Genomic DNA, 21,243 nt, shown 5'->3' on the forward strand with positions numbered 1-21,243 from the left:
CCTATAGACCAAACTTTTACATTTAAATGAGGCTGATAAACCTGATTAAAACACACAGCAACTGGCACCGTTATTACTACTACAAGTATTTTGGCAAGGGCCACGAATCTATCACTTTTAAATGCCGCAACGGCATGCAGATTAATGTACCCCGACGGATGGTACAAACCTACAAAGAGAGTTTTTTAGACGAGGTTTATTTTAAGGGGCTTCCCAAAAATTACCTCAGTTCAAAACCTGTAATTATTGATATTGGGGCTAATGTGGGCTATTTTTCGTTGTTTTCGCTGGTGAAATATCCCAATGCAAAGGTGGTATCGTTTGAGCCAATGCCCATGAATTTTAAATTGCTGCAAAAGTATTGCAGTGAAAATACCTCGTTAGATTTTACCCCCGTCAATAAGGCTGTAAGTGGTGCTGTAGGCCACATCACTCTTCAATACGATGCAAATGATACTTTTACCACCAGCGCCAGTATTTTTGATACAGCGTGTGGCGGCAATGATATCCTTAAGGTTGAAACCACTACGTTGGCTGATATTTTGGATACACACGGATTGGAAAAAGTAGATTTGCTGAAGCTGGACTGTGAAGGCTCAGAATACAGTATTTTGTATAACGCCGAGGATAAAGTATGGGAGCGTATTGGTGCATTAACCATTGAAACCCACGTTGGAAAAGAAACGAATGAAAATCGCGACCATTTGGTATCACATTTACAGGAAAAGGGATATACCACCAAAATAGAGGGGGATATTGTGTGGGCATACCGATAGCTAAATAATTTTGCTCAATTATATTGTGCTGGATATGATAATGTTATGTTATTGTATCCGGCTTTGTTTTGTTGGGTAAAATGGCCCTAAATGGCGAAGTTTGAAGTAGAAAATACTTAATGTAACAATGAATATTCTTTCTAAAAACACACACATACAATTTTTACTAATACTGTTTTGTTGCTGTTTCTCCATAGCGGTTACAGCGCAGCCTTTTGTGGCTGATAAATACGGGTATGTAAAAGATACCGCCTTTCATAAGCTTATTAAAGAACGTGATTATAAAATTGTGGGTGCATTTGATTCGATGTACAGCAATTATGTTGCCCAAGTGTACTATATGAATGAGTGGAGGTATATTGACAATTATGGGAATTTGATTGCAGAAATTGAAGAAGAGGATGATTACGGTGATTTTTATCCCGAGGTTAGAGAAATAAACATTGGAGACGAAGGGTTTGATATTGTTGCTGTTCCACCCGATGAAAAGGGGTCTTCGCATAGAGACAATGATGAGTACGAAGTAGTATTTGTGAACGGCAAAAGCGGTACAAAACATAAGAAAACAGGGAAAATAGGTCTGAAACCTATTTATGATATATTTACCTTGTATGGTAATGGTTTAATAGGGCTTAGAAAGGATGGAAAGCATGGAATGGCATACAGTAACGGGAAAGTGTTTATTGAGCCGATACATGATGAAGTAATCAGGATATATTCATACGGAGTTTATCAAAATTCAGCGTTTAGAATTAAAAAGGAGGGAAAGTTTGGGTTGGTGGACTCTTTGGGAAAAGTGTTGTTTAAAACCGAATACCAGATGATTGCCAATGCTTACGATTGCAACACCGGTAAGCAACAACCTTTGTTGGTGAAAAAGGACGATAAGTGGAAATTGGTTTCAATAACAAATGTGCAGCTTGCTCCAGGCGAGTATGCTGATATTAAACCCCTAATTATAGGTCTTATAAAATTTACATATCCAAATAACAAAGTGGGCTTGCTTAATTGCAAAGGCGAGGTGTTGTTGGATAGTCAGGATAAAATTACCTATGATTATTACGAGGGACTGATAACATTTGAGAAGAACAGACTTATCGGTAAAATGAAGCCCGACGGTAGTATAAAAGTAAAACAACGCTTTGAGTCAATATATGATTTGGGAGATGGATACACCCGGGTGATGCAGAACGGCAAATACGGGTTGATAAACAAAAATGAAGAGTTTATTGTACCGCCGATGTATGACGGTGTGGATGTAATAAAAAGCTGGGGATTGATAGCTGTGGAAGAACGCAAAACACAGCCGGTACTGCATTCTAAACATGGGTTACTGGATATGAAAGGCAAAGTGGTGATTAATGTGCTGTACGATGCGTTGGATAAGGTAAGCGATTCGGTTCTTTATTTTGAGAAGGATAATAAGTTTGGATTGATGGGCTGGGATGAAAAAGTGATAAAGTATTTTGAGTACGACAGGGTACACCGTGTTGGACATTTTTATACAGTATCGAAAAATTATAGGGAAGGTATTATTGATGTTGATGGTAATGTGCTATTACCCGTTAAATACGATTATGTGAAAGATGGCTATGATTTTTATCGCAGAGGATATTGCAGGGTGAAACTAAATCGGCAATATTATCTGGTTGACCGATACGGGAACGAGTTAAAAGATGAACGTTATTAATAAATAAGGCTAACCCTTTGGGTTAGCCTTATTTATTAAAACGGGTATAATTATGCTACAACAACGCTTTTATTTGCGCTATTATCTTCTTTTACGCTTAAATCAACAGGATTTTCTACGCTGTCAGCGGTTAATGAGATATCCAACACCTCAAGCATATTGCCTACGTAATGAAATTTTAAGTTGGTAAGGTAGCTTGGGTTTATGTCTTCAATATCCTTGCGGTTTTTCTCGCACAAAATAATATCGCTGATGCCTGCACGTTTTGCAGCCAGTATTTTTTCTTTAATACCGCCTACGGGCAATACTTTACCGCGTAGGGTAATTTCACCTGTCATTGCCAAATTTGGGGTGATTTTACGTTGGGTGAACAACGAGGCTAACGAGGTAAGTATGGTAATACCTGCCGAAGGTCCGTCTTTTGGGATTGCTCCCGCAGGAAAGTGGATATGGATATCGCGTTGGTCGAACAATTTTGGGTTAATGCCCAAGTAATCGGCATGGGCTTTTAAGAAAGTAACCGCAGTAATAGCCGATTCTTTCATTACATCGCCCAGCTTACCTGTAAGCGTTAGTTTGCCATTGCCAAGGGTTAACACCGATTCTACGTTAAGAATAGTGCCACCCACAGGAGTCCAAGCCAAACCGGTTACTACACCGGCAACATCATTGCCTTGATACATTTCTTTTTCCATACGCTCGGCACCCAAAATACGTACAGCATCGTCAACACTTATCTCAGCAGTAAAGCCGTCTTTGGCAACAAAGGTTTTTGCTTGGTGACGGGCTAAGTGGGCAATGCGTTTTTCAAGTCCGCGCACACCCGATTCGCTGGTGTAATCCTCAATAATACGCTCCAATACCTTGCCGTCAATTTTCATTTGGGCTTTTTTCAAGCCGTGGGCTTCGGCTTGTTTGGGTATCAGGTATTTCTTGGCAATTTCAATTTTCTCTTCAACAGTATAGCCGTTAATTTCGATAATCTCCATACGGTCAAGCAGAGCAGGCTGTATGGTATCTAAATTGTTGGCAGTGGCAATAAACATCACCTTGCTCAGGTCGTAGTCTATCTCCACGTAGTTATCATAAAATGTGTTGTTTTGTTCAGGGTCAAGTACCTCCAGCAATGCCGATGAAGGGTCGCCTCTGAAATCGCTGGCCAGCTTATCTATCTCGTCCAATATAAACACAGGGTTTGACGATTGTGCTTTTTTCAGCGATTGGATGATACGGCCGGGCATAGCACCTATGTAGGTTTTACGGTGTCCGCGTATTTCCGCTTCATCCCTCAATCCACCCAACGACATACGCACATATTTACGGCCTACTGCTTTGGCAATACTTTTACCCAACGATGTTTTACCCACCCCCGGAGGGCCGTACAAACAGATTATAGGGCTCTTCATGTCGCCTTTCAGCTTCAATACGGCTAAGTATTCAAGTATGCGGTCTTTTACTTTATCCAACCCAAAGTGGTCGGTATCAAGTACTTTTTTAGCACGTTTAATATCAAAGTTATCCTTGGTGTTTTCGTCCCAAGGCAACTCAAGCACCAATTGCGCCCAGTTAAGCCCCACTGAATAATCAGGAGCCATTGGGTTCATGCGCTGTAATCTGTCCAGTTCTTTATTAAACAGGTCTTTTACCTCTTTGGCCCATTTTTTCTTTGCGCCTTTTTCGCGCATGGCCTCAATTTCACGGTCGGGGCTTTCTTGTCCCAACTCCTCTTGTATAACACGTATTTGTTGCTGTAAGAAGTAATCGCGCTGTTGCTTATCCAAATCAACCTTTACCTTGTTTTGTATCTGGTTTTTAAGTTCCAGCATTTGGGCTTCTCGGTTCAGGTTTTCAAGCACAAGGCGGGCACGGTCAAGCAGGTTGCTTTCGTTCAATATGCGTTGTTTTTCAGCAGCATCTACATTTAAGTTAGAGGCTATGAAATTCACCAAAAAGTTGGGACTGTCGATGTTCTTAATCGCAAATCCTGCTTCTGTTGGGATATTGGGCGAAAGCTCGATAATTTGAAGTGCCAGTTCTTTTACGGTGTCTATTACCGCTTGTCCTTCCTTGTCAAGCTTGGTGCGGGGACCGTCGATAGGGGTTACCTTGGCCTTAAAGTAGGGCTCGGTAGCGGTAAACTCAGAGATATGAAAACGTTTTTTGCCTTGTAGAATCACTGTAGTGTTTCCATCGGGCATACGCAACATACGTAGTATTAGTGCTACCGTTCCGGTTTCGTAAAGGTCTTCGGTTTCGGGGTCTTCAATACTGCCGTCTTTTTGGGCAACAACACCAATGGTTTTCTTGCCTTTATTGGCATCTTTTATCAGACTGATGGATTTATCACGGCCGACTGTAATTGGGAAAACTACTCCCGGAAACATTACAGTGTTGCGTAGCGGTAATATTGGCAGTTCTTCAGGAGTTTCCTCCTTGTTTATTTCGTCCTCTTCTTCTTGTGAGAGCAGAGGTAAAAATTCCGTTCCTTCTTGTTCCTCCCCACCCAGGGCAGATATTATAAACCTGCTAAACTTATCTTTGCTATGCATCTATTCTACCTCGTATACTTTCAATTAAACGAATTATCAAACAATTAGTTCTCTATCCTTCCAAGCCTTATGCCAAAATAAGGTGTAGCCATTTTGGCAGCAAATCAACAGTAGTGTTAAAGATACTGCAAAACGTTGTTATTTTAGCTTAATACCCCGTCTTTTTTTGCAGCCCACCACAAGATGCTAAAAGAAACTGTGGCACTTATTGCAAAAGCAATTGCTTGTTGCCACTCATGCAGCAGCAGTTTGCCTGTTAAAAACAAAATGCTGTAAGTGAATACACAACCCGATAGCCAGCACAGCCAAAGGTAAGCGTGGTTTACTTTTACGGCGGTTCTGGCAAGGCTAAATTTGTCCCACCAGCCACCGGGTTGCACCCGTGCATAAAAGGTTTGCAGCGTGGTATCGGATTCAGGTTTGGTAATGAATGTTATTATTATCCAAACAAGTGTGGTAATGCATACGGTAATGAAGAATGTATCAGGAAAAGCAATACCCCAGTCGGCTTTAAAAGCAGTTAATACGCCGTACACAAAAAACGGGGTAATGGTTGCTGCAATTTCGCTCCACGCGTTGATGCGCCACCAATACCAACGCAGTATCAGCACAAGACCCAAACCTGCACCCGCTTCTAAAATAAACTCCCAAACCGATTTTACTGAAGTGATATAAATGCTGGCAAATAATGAAACCAGCATGAGTAATAGCGTGGTTATTTGTGATGCTTTTACCAGTTTCTTATCCGTGGCAGCGGGGTTTAGGAACCGCTTGTAAAAATCATTTACTAAGTAGCTGGCTCCCCAGTTAAGCTGTGTACTCACTGTACTCATGTATGCCGCCAAAAATGCAACAAACAGCAAGCCGCGCAAGCCGCTTGGTAAAAAGTCTTTCATGGCCAGCACAAACCCTTTTCCTTTTTCATCCGCACCCAATTCAGGATACAGCACCAAGGCGCACAAGCCTACTAAAATCCATGGCCAAGGGCGTATACAATAATGTCCTATCTGAAAGAACAATGTGGCAAGTAGCGAGTGACGTTCGTTCTTGGCGCTCATCATGCGTTGAGCCACATAGCCGCCACCTCCCGGTTCTTGGCCGGGATACCAACTGCTCCACCACATTACACCCACATAGGCTAAAAAGCTGCCTATGGTGAGGGATAGGGTGGTTGCAACACCTTCGCCCGAGCTAATGGTAGGGAAAAATTCAAGGCTTGAGGCAGGCAGCTTTGCTTTTAAGCCTTCAATGCCGCCTATTTGGTCAGAGTTTACTACAATAACAGTCAGTACAATACAACCGCCCATCGCAATAATAAACTGTACCACATCGGTAATGGCCACGCCCAATAATCCTGAAAGTGAAGAGTAGAAAGCCGTGAGCAGCATTACACCGCCTGTAATAAGTATTAGTTGTGCGATATCATCAATCCCGAAAAATACTTTCAATATGGTTATAAAGGCAAAGTTCACCCAGCCCAACACCAAAATATTCATAAAAAAGCCGAGGTATATCGCTTTAAAACCGCGCAAAAAGCCTGCGGTTTTGCCACCATACCGCAGTTCAATCAATTCAATTTCGGTAACAACACCGCTGCGTCGCCACAAGCGCGCAAAAAAGAAGGTAGTAAGCATACCCCCCATCAAAAAACTCCACCAAAGCCAGTTACCTGCAATGCCTTTTGTGCCCACCAGTTCAGCAACAGCCAGCGGAGTATCAGCAGCAAAGGTGGTAGCCACCATGCTTATACCTGCTATATACCACGGCAAATTGCGACCTCCTAAAAAGAAGCTCTCAAGGTTTTTGGATGCCCTTTCTCTGTAACGCAGCCCTATCCAAAGGCTAAGAACAAGGTATGCGGCAACAATTGCCCAATCAGTAAGGGTAAGTATCATAAGTTAACTTTGGGTGAAAAATAGGGCAAGGGGGCTTTATATGCAAGCAGGTGTTACAGTTAAGTACTTTTTATATATTTGCACTTGAAAATTTGTTGTGCTATTTTAAAGTTTGGACAACTTTAAAGCAAGTGGTTAATTGCTTAGTTATATTCTTGGTTTCAGAAAATCTAACGCATTTACGGGTTCCATTGTTCTAAGTTCTCCCTTCTCATAGCGGGCATGAGACGCGCTGTGTCGCTTTTTACTTCAGGTCGGAGAAGTAATACCGCGTAATGGCAAAATTTTATCGCATGGCAGATTGAACATATTAATTATTTAATTTAAAAATTGAAAAATGATTTGGTTTACATCTGACCATCACTTAGGTCATAAAAACATTATTAAGTACACCAATCGTCCGTTTAACGATGTAAAAGAAATGGACGAGGAGTTGATTAGACGCTGGAATGAGCGTGTGCAACCCGATGATGAGGTGTATCACTTGGGCGATTTAGGCTTAGGCTGGCCCAAAGAATTAAGGAAACAATTAGCCCGTATGAACGGGAAAATATACTTGATATTGGGCAACCACGACTCGGCAGCATTAAAATGCACTGAGAGGTTTGAGTGGATTAAAGACTATCACGAATTGGTTGTTGAGGATGCTGATGCACCCGGAGGCAAGCAGTTGATAGTATTGTTTCACTACGCTATGCGTGTGTGGCACAACAGCCACCGCGGAGCTTTTCACTTGTATGGTCACTCGCACGGCAGTTTAGAAGATTTGACCGATTGGCGCTCGTTTGATGTGGGCGTTGATAGTCACAATTTTTACCCGATAAACTACGAGGAAGTGAAAGCCATTATGTTGAAAAAGAACTGGACACCGCCTTTTAGTGATAGAAGAGATGTGTAGGGGGTATTGATAAATGCCTCCTTCCTTTCTGAAAATCGTTTTAACTTGCGGTGGCAATGGCTAAGTGCCAATGGCAGCAGATAAATGTCTAAGAAAAAACACCGTAGCAGAACGGTTACAAAACGACCCGTTATACAGCAACGAACAATGCCCGGTGCAGAGCCGGGTTTTTTTGATATCGGTGAGCGCGAAGAATGCCCTTTGGTAAGGGTGTACTCATTCAGTCAAACTGAGTATCACGAAAACATGTTTAACAGCACCGAAACGCTGTTTAAGTATTTGGATGCGGAAACTACTCTCATACATTGGGTGGATGTTTCAGGCTACGGTAATAAGAATTTTTTCAGCAAAATGGCGGCTCGATTTGGTTTGCACGATTTGCAGATTGAAGATGTGGTGAGCCAGCAACAACGCCCCAAGGTTGAAGAGTTTGATACGCATTTGTTTATCCTTTCGAGGATGAAATACACCAATGCCGAAAGGATATTTATTGATGAGCAGGTGAGTATGTTTGTTTTTGAAAACCTTGTATTGAGTTTTCAGGATTACGAAGAAGATTGCTTGCAACCTGTGCGCGACCGTTTGAAGAAGGCTAACAGCCGAATACGACTTGGCGATGCTTTCTTTTTGGCCTACAGCATACAAGACGCCATTATTGATAACTACTTTCCCTTGTTGGATATACTTTCGGATGCGCTTACCGAGCTTGAGGACGAAATATTGGCAAACCCCGGCAAAGAGGTGCTTACCGAAATGCAAAATATTAAACGTTTGCTGATTGATTTGCGAAAAAGTATCTGGCCTGAGAAGGATAAGATGAATGAATTGCTGCGGTCGCACTACAAAATGGTGAAACCCGAATACGAAATATACTTGCGGGATACCTACGACCACTGTGTGCAAATAATGGATTTGATAGAGACCAACAAAGAAATTGCCCACAGCATTATGGATGTTTATCTGAACAGTGTTAATAATAAATTGAGCGAAGTGATGAAGGTTTTAACAGTGATAAGCAGCGTGTTTATCCCCTTAACATTTATTGTTGGGGTGTACGGAATGAACTTCTCAGCTACTGATAAAGCAGGCCAAGAGCTGCCTTTTAACATGCCTGAATTATATCATCCTTGGGGCTATGCAGCGATTATGGTACTAATGTTGTTTATAGCAATAGCACAGTTACTGTATTTTAAGCGCAAAAAATGGTTGTAAAACAGCATAAGGTGCTTTGAAATAGTATGTAACTCTGTTATATTTGCCCAAACTCATTTAAAAGAAACTAAAAACGATTATGAAAAAATTAGCACTATTCGTAATGTTTGCCATCACAGGTAGCCTGTTTTTGGCATCGTGCAGCGGAGGGGATGACGACACTGCTGACAAACCAAAACCAACTGTAACCTGGAAAACAACTGCCGGCTTTAAATTTGCTGATGGTTCTGAAACTGCAGGTAACAATATCTCTTTTGGTATTCTAGCTACACCTTCATCAGGTGAGAAAATCACTCGCGTAGTTATTAACCTTTCAGTTAACGGTGGTGCAAACGCTATTTTGTTTGATTCTACCATGAAAGAAACCAGCTACAACCGTGACTGGATTGACATTAAACTTGGTGAATTGGCCGGCGCAAAAAGCAAATTTACTGTAACCGTTACTCAATCTAACGATCAAACTTCATCATCTACTTTCACTATTACTGCTTCTTCACCAGCACGTAATACTCAAGTAACTGCTAACATCGTATTGGGTGCACAAGCTAGCAACACAGGTTCTTTCTTTAACCCTAAAGAAGGTTCTACAGGTGTTATGACTATTGCTGCTGCTGCTGCTGCTCAATCTAGCACTCACGTTGTTTACTACATGGGCGCTACTAACAAAGCAACTTTCTCAGCTCCTAACGATGCTCAAATTACCGGTGTATTCAGCAGCATGTCTAACTGGACTACCCGTAACGCAACTGTATTTAAGAAAACCACTCTTACAGCTGCTCAGTTTGATGCAATAAACCCAACTGACGCTAGCCAAATTGATACTGAGTGCAGCAACGGTGTGTTTGTATCTAAAGTTACCCAAATGGCTATCGGTGATGTAATTGCTTACCGCACACAAGACGGTACTCACTACGCACTATTTAAAGTTACCGCTATTAGCAACATGGGTTCTACCAACAGCGAAATCACTTTTGATATGGCTAACCCTGCATTCTAATCTTGATTAGAATAGAATATTTTAAAAGCCATCCCCAACGGGATGGCTTTTTTGTTTATGGTTTGGGAACAATAAGCTGTTATTTTGCAAGTGTTTTAAACGATTTGTTGCCATGAAAAAGATTGGAGTTTTTACATCAGGAGGGGATTCGCCCGGTATGAATGCTTGTGTGCGTGCAGCAGTACGTACAGGTGTTTTTCGCGGTGTTGAGATGGTAGGTATCATGCGCGGTTACAGCGGCATGATAGAAGGGGATTTTATTCCCTTGGGAGCGGATGCAGTGGGTAATATTATCCAGCGCGGAGGAACGATACTTAAATCGGCACGCAGCAAAGAGTTTATGACGCCGGAAGGACGTAAGCAAGCCTATGAGAACCTTAAAAAGCAAGGTATTGAGGGGTTGGTATGTATAGGTGGCGATGGGACGTTTACAGGGGCTGATATCTTCTTTAAGGAATACGGCATCCCGTCGATGGGTGCGCCCGGCACTATTGACAATGATTTATACGGAACCGATTACACTATCGGGTTTGATACAGCAGTAAATACTGCACTGGATGCAATTGATAAAATACGTGATACGGCCGATAGCCACGACCGCGTGTTTTTTGTAGAGGTGATGGGAAGGCATAGTGGCTCCATTGCCCTTGAGGTGGCAGTAGCAGGGGGAGCGTCAGCAGTGCTTTTGCCTGAAGTGAATGATGATATTGATACGCTGAAGGATATTTTTAACGAGCGTAAACGCAAAAAGAGCTTTTCGATTATTGTGGTAGCAGAAGGAGACGAAGATGGAGGTGCTTACAAAGTAGCTGAGGAGTTAAAGAAACAGTTTCCTGATATTGATACCCGTGTGAGCATTCTTGGTCACATACAGCGCGGCGGCAATCCTACAGCAAACGACCGCGTTTTGGCTACTCGCTTGGGAGCGGCCTGTGTAGAAGCTTTGTTAAACGGTGAAACAGGTAAGATGGCGGGAGTACTAAATAGCCAAGTGGTACTTACGCCTTTTAGCGAGGCCATAAAAAAACGCAAGCCATTGCCTGATATTTTGCAGTTGTTACAATATACCAACGTGTAACCTTACAGATTTCCAACGCTTTTTACCAAACCGGGGCCGCCGTAAATAAACCCTGTGTATAGCTGTACCAAGCTGGCACCTGCATCTAATTTGGCTTGTGCATCAGCATGGGTCATTATTCCGCCTGCGGCTATAATGGGTATTGCTCCGTTACTTTTTTTATGAAGATAAGCCACCACTTGCGTGCTGTGTTGGGTAAGCGGAGCACCGCTAACACCGCCTGCACCTATGGCTTCAACTTCGGCTTTTGAGGTAGTAAGCAACTCGCGACTAATGGTGGTATTAGTAGCTACAATGCCGTCGATACCGCTGTCTTTTACTATTTCTACAATCTCGTCCAATTGTTCATTGGTCAAATCGGGAGCAATTTTTAAGAATATAGGTTTGCTTAGTTTTCCACTTTGTACATTTTGGGTACGCAACGCTACCAAGCGGTTAAGCAATGCTGTTAAAGGTTCGCGGTCTTGCAACTGGCGAAGGTTGGGTGTGTTGGGTGAGCTTACGTTTACGGTGAAATAATGCACCACATCATACAAACGTTTAAAGCACTTTTCGTAATCACTGGCGGCATCTTCGTTTGGGGTAACTTTATTTTTACCGATGTTACCGCCAATAATCACTCCTTTTGGAAGGTTTTTCAAGCGGTCGGCCATTACATCAACTCCTTGGTTGTTAAAACCCATACGGTTGATAAGCGCTTTATCTTTTGGCAGCCTGAACAGGCGGGGCTTATCATTACCGGGCTGGGGCAGGGGAGTAACCGTTCCCACTTCTATGTGCCCAAAACCCAAGGCGGCTAAAGTATGCACGTGTTTGGCATTTTTATCAAAGCCTGCAGCCAAACCCACTTTGTTGGGGAATGTGATACCTGCAATGGTAACGGGGTTGGTTTTGGTCTTGTACATTGCTTTTACAATGGCTCCTGTAATGGGGAAAGAAACCAGTGCATCCATAATCTTCATGGTAAACTGGTGAGCATTTTCAGGACTCAATAAAAATAAAAGCGGGCGTATAACGGTAAACATAGTATGTATTAAAATGGGTATCCTAATCCTAAGTTAAGTATGGTTGAACGTAAAATCTTTTTTGAGCCGTTGGCGTAATCATTCAGCAACCAGCGGTCATCAGCCGGTAAATCGGGACTGCGTAGGGGTACCCCGAAATCAAACCTCAATACAAAAAACGAGAAATCGAAACGAATGCCTAATCCGCCACTCACTGCCATTTGTCCCAAAAATGTATTTGGGTTAATTTCAACGCCCTGCCTTCCGGCTAAGGGATGAGTGTACCAAATGTTTCCCGCATCAGCAAACAACGCACCTTGCAACAAATTTCTAATCAAAGTAAAGCGGTATTCAGCTTGAGCCTCAATAATTACTTCACCGCTACGGTCGGCTCTTACGCCGCCAAGGCTGTTATCAAAACTACCCGGTCCTAACGTACGCGGACGCCATCCGCGTAAGCTGTTAGCACCCCCTATAAAATAACGGCGCACAAAGGGCATAATGGTTGAGTTTCCGTAGGGCAGGCCTACACCTATGTGCCCGCGGTAAGCAAGCGCGTTCAGTTCGTTTAGGCTGTGTGTATAGCGCACATCGGCATCAATCTTCACAAACTGCTCAAAGTTCACGTTATCAATCTTGTAAATGCCATCAGCAGGAAGGGGTTGGTTGGTAGCCCTCATAAAATGTCGCAACGTCCACCCGGCAGACTCTACAATCAGTTTAGATGAAAAATAAGTGCCTGTGCGGCTAATGGGTCGGTCGCTGTATGTCCAAGTAAAGCGTGAGTTTAATATTAGGTTGGTGGTAAACAGGTTGGCAATAAAAATACTATCCGCAGGGTTTACCAACGCTAAAAAGTTGCGCTTAGCATCGGTGCGGTTATACGATACTTCGGCAAACGACAGGTTGAAATTATTAAATATGTTGTAGTACGTTTGGTTGTAACCTAACGAAAGCACGTTGCGCTTAAAGTCGATGTTTGATTCGTAAATATAATTTCCTACGAACGACGAACGGTCTCCGGTTGATAAAAACCAGCGTTTAAAAAAGGGGAATAGCCTTGCGCGGGGCAGCGCTAAAGTTGTGGTTACGTTATGCTCTATGTTACTGAAAAAAGGGATACTATCGTTGTTTCTGAACTGGCCTTCTAACGAAACACGGTAGCGAAGCTCCAGCATTTCTGCACTGCGCAGCAGATTTCTGTTGCGGTAGGTAATAACATTCGCCAAACCGTAGTTACGCAAGTTGTTTTGCTCAACGGCGTTGTTTTGGTCGGATGATATAATCTGAGGTTCAAGAATATACTCGTGACGTTTGCCCGGAAATAGGTTAATGTAGCACACCAAACGGTTTTCTACAGTGTCTTTTTCAAAGTTGATGCTGGTTTGCCTCAACAACTGTATGTTGTTCAGTTTGTTGTAGGTAATATCTACATTGTTTTGGCTGAATACATCCCCCGGTTGTATCACAATTTCACGCATCAGCACATCTTTGTTCAAGTGATAACCATTAAGGTTCAGCCACAGGTTTTCGGATGTTTCTTTAAATCCTACTACCGTAGAGTCTTCCAACTCATCAGTTGACGGGTTTACTACGTTCACATAAATGCGGCTGATTTTATACCGTTTATGGCTTACAAAAACATCGGGATTACGTATTTGGGCATTTACATTTACGTGGTGTCCTTTTCCCGTATTAATTACGGTGTATTGTACATACTCTTTATTGAAAAAGTAATACCCCTCGTTGCGTAGTTTTTTTGTTATGCGTTCCCGTTCTTCAGCTACTTTTTCTTTGCTGAAAATCTGGCCTTCTTTCAGTAACGAGTTTTGTAAATCCCCAACCACCACATAATTCAGTGTACGGTCATCGATGTTGTATTCAATCGTATCAATGGTGTAGGGGAGTTTTTGCTCAACAAAATAGGTAATGCTTGCCATTTTGTGACGGCGGCCGGCAGTATCAATAGTGAATTTTACATCGGCATCAAAATAACCGTTATTAAACAGGTAAGCTTTTATTTGGCGATTTGTTTCACCCAGTTTGGCAGTGTCCATTATCACCGGAGGTTCGCCAATGTTTTCGCGGATGTATTTTCTAAAGCGGCGCGAAGTATCACCACGCATTCCATAGTTATAAGCTCTTAAGTAAAACCGCCAAAACCCGAAAAGGCGTTTATTGGGCTTTTGTTTTTGCAGCAGTTTTGCCCCGTCTTCTAAGGTATTATCTTCAATTCCCTTGATTTTAACTTTGTTTACCAGTAGTTCATCTTCTTTAAGTTCTTGGGTTAATCTGCAGCCCGATAAACAAATGCATAAAAAAACCACGGCAGGCAATACCTTTGCCACCGTAACCATATTATAGTTTACATGCTTACAAAATCCCAAATTCAACTGGTAAAGTCGCTGCGTTCAAAAAAGTTCAGGCAAAAATACAACCAATTTATTGTTGAGGGAGAAAAAGCCGTTGAGGAGTTGCTACAAAGTAATTTTTTGGTGGTTGAAGTGTTTGGCACAAGCGAGTGGGAAACCTTGCATTTACATAAGTTGAGGCAAATACCCTTTACCCGTGTGAAGAACGATGAATTGGAGCGTTTAAGCGGGTTTGAGCAGCCTAATAAAGTGTTGGCCATTGTGCAAATACCCGATAGTACCTTCAGCAATAAAGTATTTGAACAGCCGATAACCATTGCCCTTGATTTTATTCAAGACCCGGGGAACTTGGGTACAATTATCCGTATTGCCGATTGGTACGGGGTTAACGATATTGTTTGCAGCCTTAATTGTGTAGATGTGTTTAACCCCAAAGTGATTAATGCCACAATGGGCAGCTACGCAAGGGTGAACGTACACTATGTGGACTTGGAAGCTACATTAGCACCCTATAAAAACCGTTTGTATGCCTGCGTAATGGACGGAGAACCCGTGTACAACATCAAACAGGTTAATAATCCGATAATCATCATCGGGAACGAAGGTAAAGGGGTAAGCGATGAAATAATTGCCCTTTCAGCTAATAAAATAAGCATACCCCGTAGGGGAGGGGCTGAATCGCTGAATGCAGGGGTGGCTACGGCTGTGATTGTTGATAACCTGGCGAGAATTCTTCCATAGGGATGTTCTTCACGTTTTCAAACAACATCTCCTTCTTTTTCCATTTTCCTTTTTTAAAGATAAAATAGTCAAAACTGCCGTCAGGCAAATAAGTCTCGTACATACCTATACTGTTATTATCAGGCGGTATCAGGTGTTCAAAAGCAATCAAATCTTTCTTTTTAATGTAACGAAGCGTCATTACCGCATCGTCTCTAAACTCAAATATCACCCGATGTTGTGGCGGCACGTTCTCTTCCATTTCAAAAATGGGGGCACCAAAGCGGGGTTTTCCCATTTCGTCAAACACCAGTACATCGGCAATTTTTCGGCTGCTGGCCATTGTATGCCCGTCCCAGCCCAATAGCGTATAATACTTTTGTTTCTTATGCTTAGTTTCAATAATCTGGTAATACAAAGCCCCGTACCAAAAGCGGTTGCTTAGTTGTATATGCTCGGGTTTGCCCAAACGGGCAGAGCTGTCGTACAAGCCGTACAGTTCTAATTTATCTGCGTTTTGTTTTTGTATAGCTCCGTAAAACTCAAACGAGTCCGCGGTTACCAATGAGTCTTTACCCCATTTCAGGCTCCATGTAAATATGCGGAAACTTTTATCAGGCGGGGTAAGAATGGATACATACCTTGCTGCTGAATCAAACGGATAATCAAACGAGCCGGGTTGTTTAAGGGCGGCAATCAGGGTTTTTGCAAAAAAGTAAGTAGAAGTAACCCGCTCTTCTTGACTGCGGGCAGTTATAATGCTTTGGCCTAAGCCTATCAATCGGCGTTCGTAAAAAATTAACGAGTCTAACGGTGAAAGCGGAGGTGCGTTTTCAACAAAAATATTCTTAGAGGATGAATCAGTATTGTCGGTTTGTGCTTTGCCAAAAAACGAGGGCAGCAGGCACACCAGCAAAAGGGTAATTTTTAACGTTTTCTCCATGTATGATATATATCCAACGAAACCGTGCCAAAGTAAATTGTTTTTATCGGGAATAGGATAACGGATGAATAAATTTCGCTGCTGAATTCAATTTCACCATTTTTGTAAGGATTGATTTATAGATAACCGTGCTGTTTGACGATACTTATACCATTCCCGCAAAAAGCGGACACGCCTTGTTTAAAGACAGGGGAAGCAAATTTTTTGCCTATGCTTTTGTTGTGTTTACTGAGGGGGATATTAAAAAATGCTTGGATGAACTGAAAAAGCAATACTCCGATGCTACCCACCATTGTTACGCTTGGATTCTGAACCCTGATAAAAGCGCACAACGGGCCAATGATGATGGTGAGCCGGCAAACACCGCGGGCAAGCCGATTTTAAGGCAAATACTATCCAAAGGGTTGACCAATACATTAGTAGTAGTGGTGCGGTACTTTGGCGGTACATTATTGGGGGCAGGCGGGTTGATTACTGCCTATGGCGAAGCCGCAAAACTTGCTCTTGACGATGCCGGAAAAGAAGAGAAACAAATTGAAGGAGTTTTTGAGGCGGTATATGATTACGGGGTTGAAAATGATGTTTTTAGATTTTTAAGAACCCTTGGCGGAAATATTTCGTCAGTAGATAAACAGGAGAAGGCCACCGTTAGTTTTACCGTGCGAAAATCGAAGGTAGAAGAGGTGAATAACCTTTGGCACGACTTCCGTAATTTCGAACTTAAATTTATCGGGTATCAATGAGACTTTCAAAATTTGTAGTTGCTATATCACTATTTGCAGGGCTTGGAATGCATGTTTCGGCGCAAAACTTAGCTCCTGTTCCTGCCTTGCAGCAAAAGATTGATTATTTTACCGGTGAGCAGTTTTTCTTGTCTGCTTCTGTTGATAATACTGCCGATAAAGTAGGAGAGTGGGCAGCAAAACAGTTTTTGAAAGGAGCCGCCGATTACACGCTGGCAAACGTTATCCAACGCACAAGCCCTGACGGAACTTATTATACCTATGAAGTACATTACTTGGGTGCGCCGCTCTACAGCAAAAGCATTAAAGTGTTTGTAGATAAGGCGAGCGTTATCCGCTATGCGTACCATAACATCGCAAATTTGGCAACTGCTGATGTGCGAGTATTGCCCACCAAAGATTTTATCACACAGTTTTATACCAACAAATACCCACAATTAACACTTGCTGAAAACCAATCGGTTTGGGTAGATAACGGTGAAAAACCCGTGCCTGCTTTTTTCCTTACGTTGAAAGACAATGAAAAGCACAGTGTAAATCAATTACTGTTTGGTGCTGACGGCACTTTGCTGTTTACAAGGCCGATGGAAAGTCATTTGGCTGCGGATACACCCGCAAATGTGTATGTGTACGACCCTGACCCGCTAACCACAGCTCATGTTGCTTACGGCGGGGCATATAGCAACAACGGACGACAAGATAATCCCCAATTGCACGCCGAACTTAAAAAGCGTACCGTGAGGGTTGATCTTTTGGGGGATTCGATGATTTTATCCAACAGTTCGTTTTACCTTAATGAGATTTCAAGCCCTGTTTGGCCACCTACAAGGGTGCATTTGGGGGATACGTTTAAATTTAGCCGCGACCATTTTTCATTTGGCGAGACGAATGCGTTTTATCATCTCAATACCTATAAAGATTACGTGCACAGTTTGGGTTATACCAGTTTACCCGGATATAGGCTTCAGGTAGATGCCCATGCCTTTAACGGGGCTGAGAACTCGAAATTTACGCCGGGGGATAATCCCCCTTCATTGCAGTTCGGTGATGGTGGAATACCCGATGCTGAAGATGCTGAAGTGGTGATACACGAGTTTGGCCATGCACTGTCACACGGAGCATCGCCCAATTCGGCTTTCGGGCATGAACGTGTTGCTCTTGATGAAGGTTTAGGTGATTATTTTGCCGTATCGTACACCAAAGCTATTGATGCGTATAACTGGACAAAGGTGTTTTCATGGGACGGAAACAATGGGGGATGGCAGGGACGTACGGTTAATTATTTAACCATGTATCCCAATTTAACCAACAGTATTTGGGCAGATGGTCAATTATGGTCAACCTCATTCATGCGTTTATACGATGATGTAGGCAAAGAAATTGCCGATAAATTGATGCTTGAAACCCTTTACCGCCTCGCAGCGAATATCACTATGCCACAGCTTGCAAAAGCGGTACAACAAATAGACTCTATTAAGTATGGAGGTGTGCATAGCAAAAACATACAATGTGCGTTTGCGCTTTCAGGTATTTTGCAAGGGCCTGCCGAAGGTTGTACCCAATCAGTTAATGAGGGTGGTGATTTAGCTTTGGATGGTGTGAGGATAAATAACACCTATGCCTTTGCAGCAGGCACAGGTGTTGTTGAAGTAATATTCTCAAATAGCAATTCTTATACAGTTAGTTTAATTGATATAAGCGGTAAACTTATCTCACGTTGGTTGCCTGTGCAGGGTCAAAATGTAACCATTAACGGCCAACATTTAGCCTCAGGGATTTATTTCCTTCAAATCAATGATGGAGAGGGAAATATCCAAACACAGAAACTAATACGGTATTAATTACAATTGTGCGTATGAAATAGTGGTGTCTTTAGGTTCAACCACCAAAACAGGCACTGTAGAACCGCTCATAATCTGTTCGCTTCGGGCTTTGTTAAACCAGCCTCCGTCGCGTTCGTTCATGATGATAATCAAATCAGCACCCGAAGAGTCACCTACGCGTATGGTTTCATCAACCACTTTTTTGCCGGTTTCAATCTGATAAGTGCAGCGGCCGCCTTTATCGTGGATGTACTTTTCGGCTTGGTACGCGTATGTTTTTAGTTTTGTAATCTCCTCAGGGTTGGTGCCAGTAACCACAAGAACATGTATGCCTGCTCCGAAAACTTTTGATATTTCGGTGGCCACAGGTATTTTCTGACGTGTACCCGGGTCGTCGTGCAAAGGCATCAAAATGTTTTTAATCAGCCCTTGTTTAAATTCTTTAAGAATTGATAAAACAGGAACTTTCAAAGAGTCAACAAGACTTTGTGTGTGTTTGCTGTTAGATACAACCACCAAGTCGGCTTCAATTTCGTCAACCACTTTTGCTGCCGTTTTGTAGTTTTCATCGGCAAGAGTGATTTGAGTCGGCTTGTTTACAAGGTTTGCGATAGCATTAGAGATTACGGAAGCGCTGTTTCGGCTTCCTTCACCGGTGGTGCCAATAACCAGTTGTGTGCCAAAGGCTTTGCTAAAATTAATAGCACCTTCTAACACTGCGGCATCATTTTGGCTACCGTAAATTAGGGCTAGGGTTTTTGTGAAGATATTACTCATCGGCTATAGTTTTAGGATAGTATGCGCTTGTTCGTGTTGTCAAGTTACAACTTTTTTTTAATACTAACGATAAAAACCATCAAAAGGTTACACCCAAAGCCTGAAAATGAGGAAAAATTTGTTTTTAAAAATAAGGATAATGGCGCAACTTTGTGCCTGAATATTCAAAAAATATTCATATTACTGATAATCAATAAATTATAAAATGAAAGAAGTTTATATCGTTTCCGCAGTCCGCACTCCCATTGGTAGCTTTGGTGGCGCATTATCATCAGTTGGTGCTACAAAACTTGGCGCCACCGCAGTTAAAGAGGCTGTGAAACGTGCAGGAATTAATCCTGAACAAGTTGACGAGTTATTTATGGGCTGTGTATTACAGGCCAATTTAGGACAAGCTCCTGCTAGGCAAACTGCCATTTTTGCAGGTTTACCTAATACTGTTCCTTGCACCACTGTAAACAAGGTATGTGCATCAGGACTTAAAGCCACCATGTTGGCTGCCCAAAGCATTATGTTGGGTGATAATGACATAGTAGTTTCAGGCGGTATGGAGAGCATGAGCCAAACTCCTTACTACCTTGATAACGGACGTTACGGTTATAAGTATGGCCACGGACAAACTATTGACGGTATTGTTAAAGACGGTTTGACCGACGTTTACCACAACAACCTAATGGGTAACAGTGCTGAGCTTTGCGCTACTAAATATGAAATTAGCCGCGAAGAGCAAGATGCACACGCAATTGATTCATACAAACGTGCTGCTGCCGCTTGGGATGCAGGTAAATTTGATGCTGAAATCGTTCCAGTTGAGGTAGTTGGCCGTAAAGGTGATGTTACCTTGGTAAACAAAGACGAAGAATACAAAAACGTGTTTTTTGAAAAAATACCCGGTTTGCGCCCTGTATTCCAAAAAGACGGTACTGTAACTGCTGCTAACGCTTCATCAATAAATGACGGTGCTGCTGCATTGGTGCTGATGAGCGCTGATAAAGCAAAAGAATTGGGCATTAAGCCATTGGCAGTTATCCGCAGCTATGCTGATGCTGCACAAGAGCCTGAGTGGTTTACTACCGCACCCGCTAAAGCTCTTCCTAAAGCATTTGCAAAAGCAGGTGTTAGCAAAGATGATATCGACTTTTTTGAGATTAACGAAGCATTCTCAGTAGTATCAGTAGCTAATAACAAAATATTAGGTCTTGACCCTGCTAAAGTTAACGTAAACGGTGGTGCTGTTGCCCTTGGTCATCCATTGGGTTGCTCAGGTGCCCGTATATTGGTTACCCTTGTTCACGTGTTGCAACAAAATAACGGTCGCTTAGGTGCTGCCGGTATCTGTAACGGTGGCGGTGGTGCATCGGCCATGGTTATCGAACGTATCTAAACAGTACGCAAACTCATACAATCCCCGTTTCGGAGCACTTCGGAACGGGGATTTTTTTTCCTATGCAGGTTAGTCGATTTGTGAAGGGAAAATAATTTCATCCCTGTATTTCATTGGCAGCGAGGTGCAGTATTGCCATTCAGGGTTATGAAAGTTAACCTCAGGGGTAAAATAAACAAGGTACTCATCAATACCGTCTTCAACATTATCTGTTATCGGTTCAAGCCCTTTAATGTAATGTATGGGTATGTATAGTTTTGATTTGGCACCTGTTTGGTTTTTGGCATAAACGCCAATAAATAATAAATTTCTCATAAGATTGGGGTTTTTATGGTTTCAGAATATTGTGTTATAAATAGTATCAATATCAATCGTTGTCAGT

17 protein-coding genes are annotated in these 21,243 nt (G+C 42.4%); 10 read left to right on the top strand and 7 right to left on the bottom strand.

Annotation, left to right across the window (positions count from 1 at the left end; all coding sequences use genetic code 11):
* The first annotated feature begins 26 nt into the window (after positions 1 to 26).
* Positions 27 to 776: an FkbM family methyltransferase gene (locus F9K23_18025; protein KAB2913026.1), complete on the top strand. Its 750-nt coding sequence runs from the start codon at positions 27 to 29 to the stop codon at positions 774 to 776.
* Positions 777 to 903: 127 nt separating this feature from the next.
* Positions 904 to 2,466, top strand: a complete 1,563-nt coding sequence (locus tag F9K23_18030; GenBank protein KAB2913027.1) for a hypothetical protein — start codon at positions 904 to 906, stop codon at positions 2,464 to 2,466.
* A gap of 50 nt (positions 2,467 to 2,516) precedes the next feature.
* Here F9K23_18030 and lon read toward each other — a convergent pair whose 3' ends face one another.
* Positions 2,517 to 5,015: an endopeptidase La gene (lon, locus tag F9K23_18035; protein ID KAB2913028.1), complete on the bottom strand. Its 2,499-nt coding sequence runs from the start codon at positions 5,013 to 5,015 to the stop codon at positions 2,517 to 2,519.
* 143 nt (positions 5,016 to 5,158) lie between these two features.
* On the bottom strand, positions 5,159 to 6,910 hold the full coding sequence (locus F9K23_18040; GenBank protein ID KAB2913029.1) for a Na+:solute symporter: 1,752 nt from the start codon (positions 6,908 to 6,910) through the stop codon (positions 5,159 to 5,161).
* 337 nt (positions 6,911 to 7,247) lie between these two features.
* On the opposite strand from F9K23_18040, the gene F9K23_18045 reads away from it, so the two are divergent.
* The 4 genes from F9K23_18045 to pfkA all read left to right on the top strand — a co-directional run bounded on the left by F9K23_18045 (position 7,248) and on the right by pfkA (position 11,095).
* Complete coding sequence (locus tag F9K23_18045; protein KAB2913030.1) at positions 7,248 to 7,808, top strand: phosphoesterase; 561 nt, start codon at positions 7,248 to 7,250, stop codon at positions 7,806 to 7,808.
* 84 nt (positions 7,809 to 7,892) lie between these two features.
* The gene (corA, locus tag F9K23_18050) at positions 7,893 to 9,020 is read left to right on the top strand and encodes a magnesium/cobalt transporter CorA (GenBank protein ID KAB2913031.1); all 1,128 of its coding nucleotides are present in this window, start codon (positions 7,893 to 7,895) and stop codon (positions 9,018 to 9,020) included.
* A gap of 79 nt (positions 9,021 to 9,099) precedes the next feature.
* Positions 9,100 to 10,017, top strand: a complete 918-nt coding sequence (locus F9K23_18055; protein ID KAB2913032.1) for a hypothetical protein — start codon at positions 9,100 to 9,102, stop codon at positions 10,015 to 10,017.
* Between the two features lie 112 nt (positions 10,018 to 10,129).
* Complete coding sequence (pfkA, locus tag F9K23_18060; GenBank protein KAB2913033.1) at positions 10,130 to 11,095, top strand: 6-phosphofructokinase; 966 nt, start codon at positions 10,130 to 10,132, stop codon at positions 11,093 to 11,095.
* Between the two features lie 2 nt (positions 11,096 to 11,097).
* Here the strand turns inward: pfkA and F9K23_18065 are convergent, their stop codons facing one another.
* Both F9K23_18065 and F9K23_18070 read right to left on the bottom strand, forming a co-directional pair.
* Entirely contained in the window at positions 11,098 to 12,120 is a 1,023-nt protein-coding gene (locus F9K23_18065) for a quinone-dependent dihydroorotate dehydrogenase (protein ID KAB2913034.1), read from the bottom strand.
* Between the two features lie 8 nt (positions 12,121 to 12,128).
* Positions 12,129 to 14,456, bottom strand: a complete 2,328-nt coding sequence (locus F9K23_18070) for a BamA/TamA family outer membrane protein (GenBank protein ID KAB2913035.1) — start codon at positions 14,454 to 14,456, stop codon at positions 12,129 to 12,131.
* A gap of 12 nt (positions 14,457 to 14,468) precedes the next feature.
* Between F9K23_18070 and F9K23_18075 the strand changes: the two genes are divergently transcribed.
* Complete coding sequence (locus F9K23_18075) at positions 14,469 to 15,212, top strand: RNA methyltransferase (GenBank protein ID KAB2913036.1); 744 nt, start codon at positions 14,469 to 14,471, stop codon at positions 15,210 to 15,212.
* Here F9K23_18075 and F9K23_18080 read toward each other — a convergent pair.
* On the bottom strand, positions 15,169 to 16,134 hold the full coding sequence (locus F9K23_18080; protein KAB2913037.1) for a hypothetical protein: 966 nt from the start codon (positions 16,132 to 16,134) through the stop codon (positions 15,169 to 15,171). The two genes, F9K23_18075 and F9K23_18080, sit on opposite strands and share 44 nt — an antisense overlap.
* 152 nt (positions 16,135 to 16,286) lie before the next feature.
* Here F9K23_18080 and F9K23_18085 point away from each other — a divergent pair, with 152 nt between their 5' ends.
* Together F9K23_18085 and F9K23_18090 are read left to right on the top strand one after the other, a co-directional pair.
* Complete coding sequence (locus F9K23_18085; protein ID KAB2913049.1) at positions 16,287 to 16,877, top strand: YigZ family protein; 591 nt, start codon at positions 16,287 to 16,289, stop codon at positions 16,875 to 16,877.
* Positions 16,874 to 18,718, top strand: a complete 1,845-nt coding sequence (locus tag F9K23_18090) for a T9SS type A sorting domain-containing protein (protein KAB2913038.1) — start codon at positions 16,874 to 16,876, stop codon at positions 18,716 to 18,718. The genes F9K23_18085 and F9K23_18090 overlap by 4 nt, the downstream gene beginning before the upstream one ends.
* Here the strand turns inward: F9K23_18090 and F9K23_18095 are convergent, their stop codons facing one another.
* Complete coding sequence (locus tag F9K23_18095) at positions 18,719 to 19,477, bottom strand: universal stress protein (protein KAB2913039.1); 759 nt, start codon at positions 19,475 to 19,477, stop codon at positions 18,719 to 18,721.
* 205 nt (positions 19,478 to 19,682) lie between these two features.
* Here F9K23_18095 and F9K23_18100 point away from each other — a divergent pair, with 205 nt between their 5' ends.
* Entirely contained in the window at positions 19,683 to 20,861 is a 1,179-nt protein-coding gene (locus tag F9K23_18100; GenBank protein KAB2913040.1) for an acetyl-CoA C-acyltransferase, read from the top strand.
* Positions 20,862 to 20,930: 69 nt separating this feature from the next.
* Here F9K23_18100 and F9K23_18105 read toward each other — a convergent pair whose 3' ends face one another.
* A complete protein-coding gene (locus F9K23_18105) occupies positions 20,931 to 21,176 on the bottom strand; it encodes a hypothetical protein (GenBank protein KAB2913041.1) in 246 nt (81 codons plus the stop codon).
* Positions 21,177 to 21,243 lie beyond the last annotated feature (67 nt).

Source organism: Bacteroidota bacterium (genome assembly GCA_008933805.1).
Taxonomy (GTDB): Bacteria; Bacteroidota; Bacteroidia; order UBA8524; family UBA8524; genus SB11.

Bases quoted from the DNA above. Each gene is read 5' to 3' on its own strand.
- F9K23_18090 (KAB2913038.1), top strand. From the start codon at position 16,874: ATGAGACTTTCAAAATTTGTAGTTGCTATATCACTATTTGCAGGGCTT.
- F9K23_18080 (KAB2913037.1), bottom strand. From the start codon at position 16,134: ATGGAGAAAACGTTAAAAATTACCCTTTTGCTGGTGTGCCTGCTGCCC.
- F9K23_18075 (KAB2913036.1), top strand. From the start codon at position 14,469: ATGCTTACAAAATCCCAAATTCAACTGGTAAAGTCGCTGCGTTCAAAA.
- F9K23_18095 (KAB2913039.1), bottom strand. From the start codon at position 19,477: ATGAGTAATATCTTCACAAAAACCCTAGCCCTAATTTACGGTAGCCAA.
- lon (KAB2913028.1), bottom strand. From the start codon at position 5,015: ATGCATAGCAAAGATAAGTTTAGCAGGTTTATAATATCTGCCCTGGGT.
- F9K23_18030 (KAB2913027.1), top strand. From the start codon at position 904: ATGAATATTCTTTCTAAAAACACACACATACAATTTTTACTAATACTG.
- pfkA (KAB2913033.1), top strand. From the start codon at position 10,130: ATGAAAAAGATTGGAGTTTTTACATCAGGAGGGGATTCGCCCGGTATG.
- F9K23_18055 (KAB2913032.1), top strand. From the start codon at position 9,100: ATGAAAAAATTAGCACTATTCGTAATGTTTGCCATCACAGGTAGCCTG.
- F9K23_18105 (KAB2913041.1), bottom strand. From the start codon at position 21,176: ATGAGAAATTTATTATTTATTGGCGTTTATGCCAAAAACCAAACAGGT.
- F9K23_18025 (KAB2913026.1), top strand. From the start codon at position 27: ATGAGGCTGATAAACCTGATTAAAACACACAGCAACTGGCACCGTTAT.
- corA (KAB2913031.1), top strand. From the start codon at position 7,893: ATGTCTAAGAAAAAACACCGTAGCAGAACGGTTACAAAACGACCCGTT.
- F9K23_18065 (KAB2913034.1), bottom strand. From the start codon at position 12,120: ATGTTTACCGTTATACGCCCGCTTTTATTTTTATTGAGTCCTGAAAAT.
- F9K23_18100 (KAB2913040.1), top strand. From the start codon at position 19,683: ATGAAAGAAGTTTATATCGTTTCCGCAGTCCGCACTCCCATTGGTAGC.
- F9K23_18045 (KAB2913030.1), top strand. From the start codon at position 7,248: ATGATTTGGTTTACATCTGACCATCACTTAGGTCATAAAAACATTATT.
- F9K23_18070 (KAB2913035.1), bottom strand. From the start codon at position 14,456: ATGGTTACGGTGGCAAAGGTATTGCCTGCCGTGGTTTTTTTATGCATT.
- F9K23_18040 (KAB2913029.1), bottom strand. From the start codon at position 6,910: ATGATACTTACCCTTACTGATTGGGCAATTGTTGCCGCATACCTTGTT.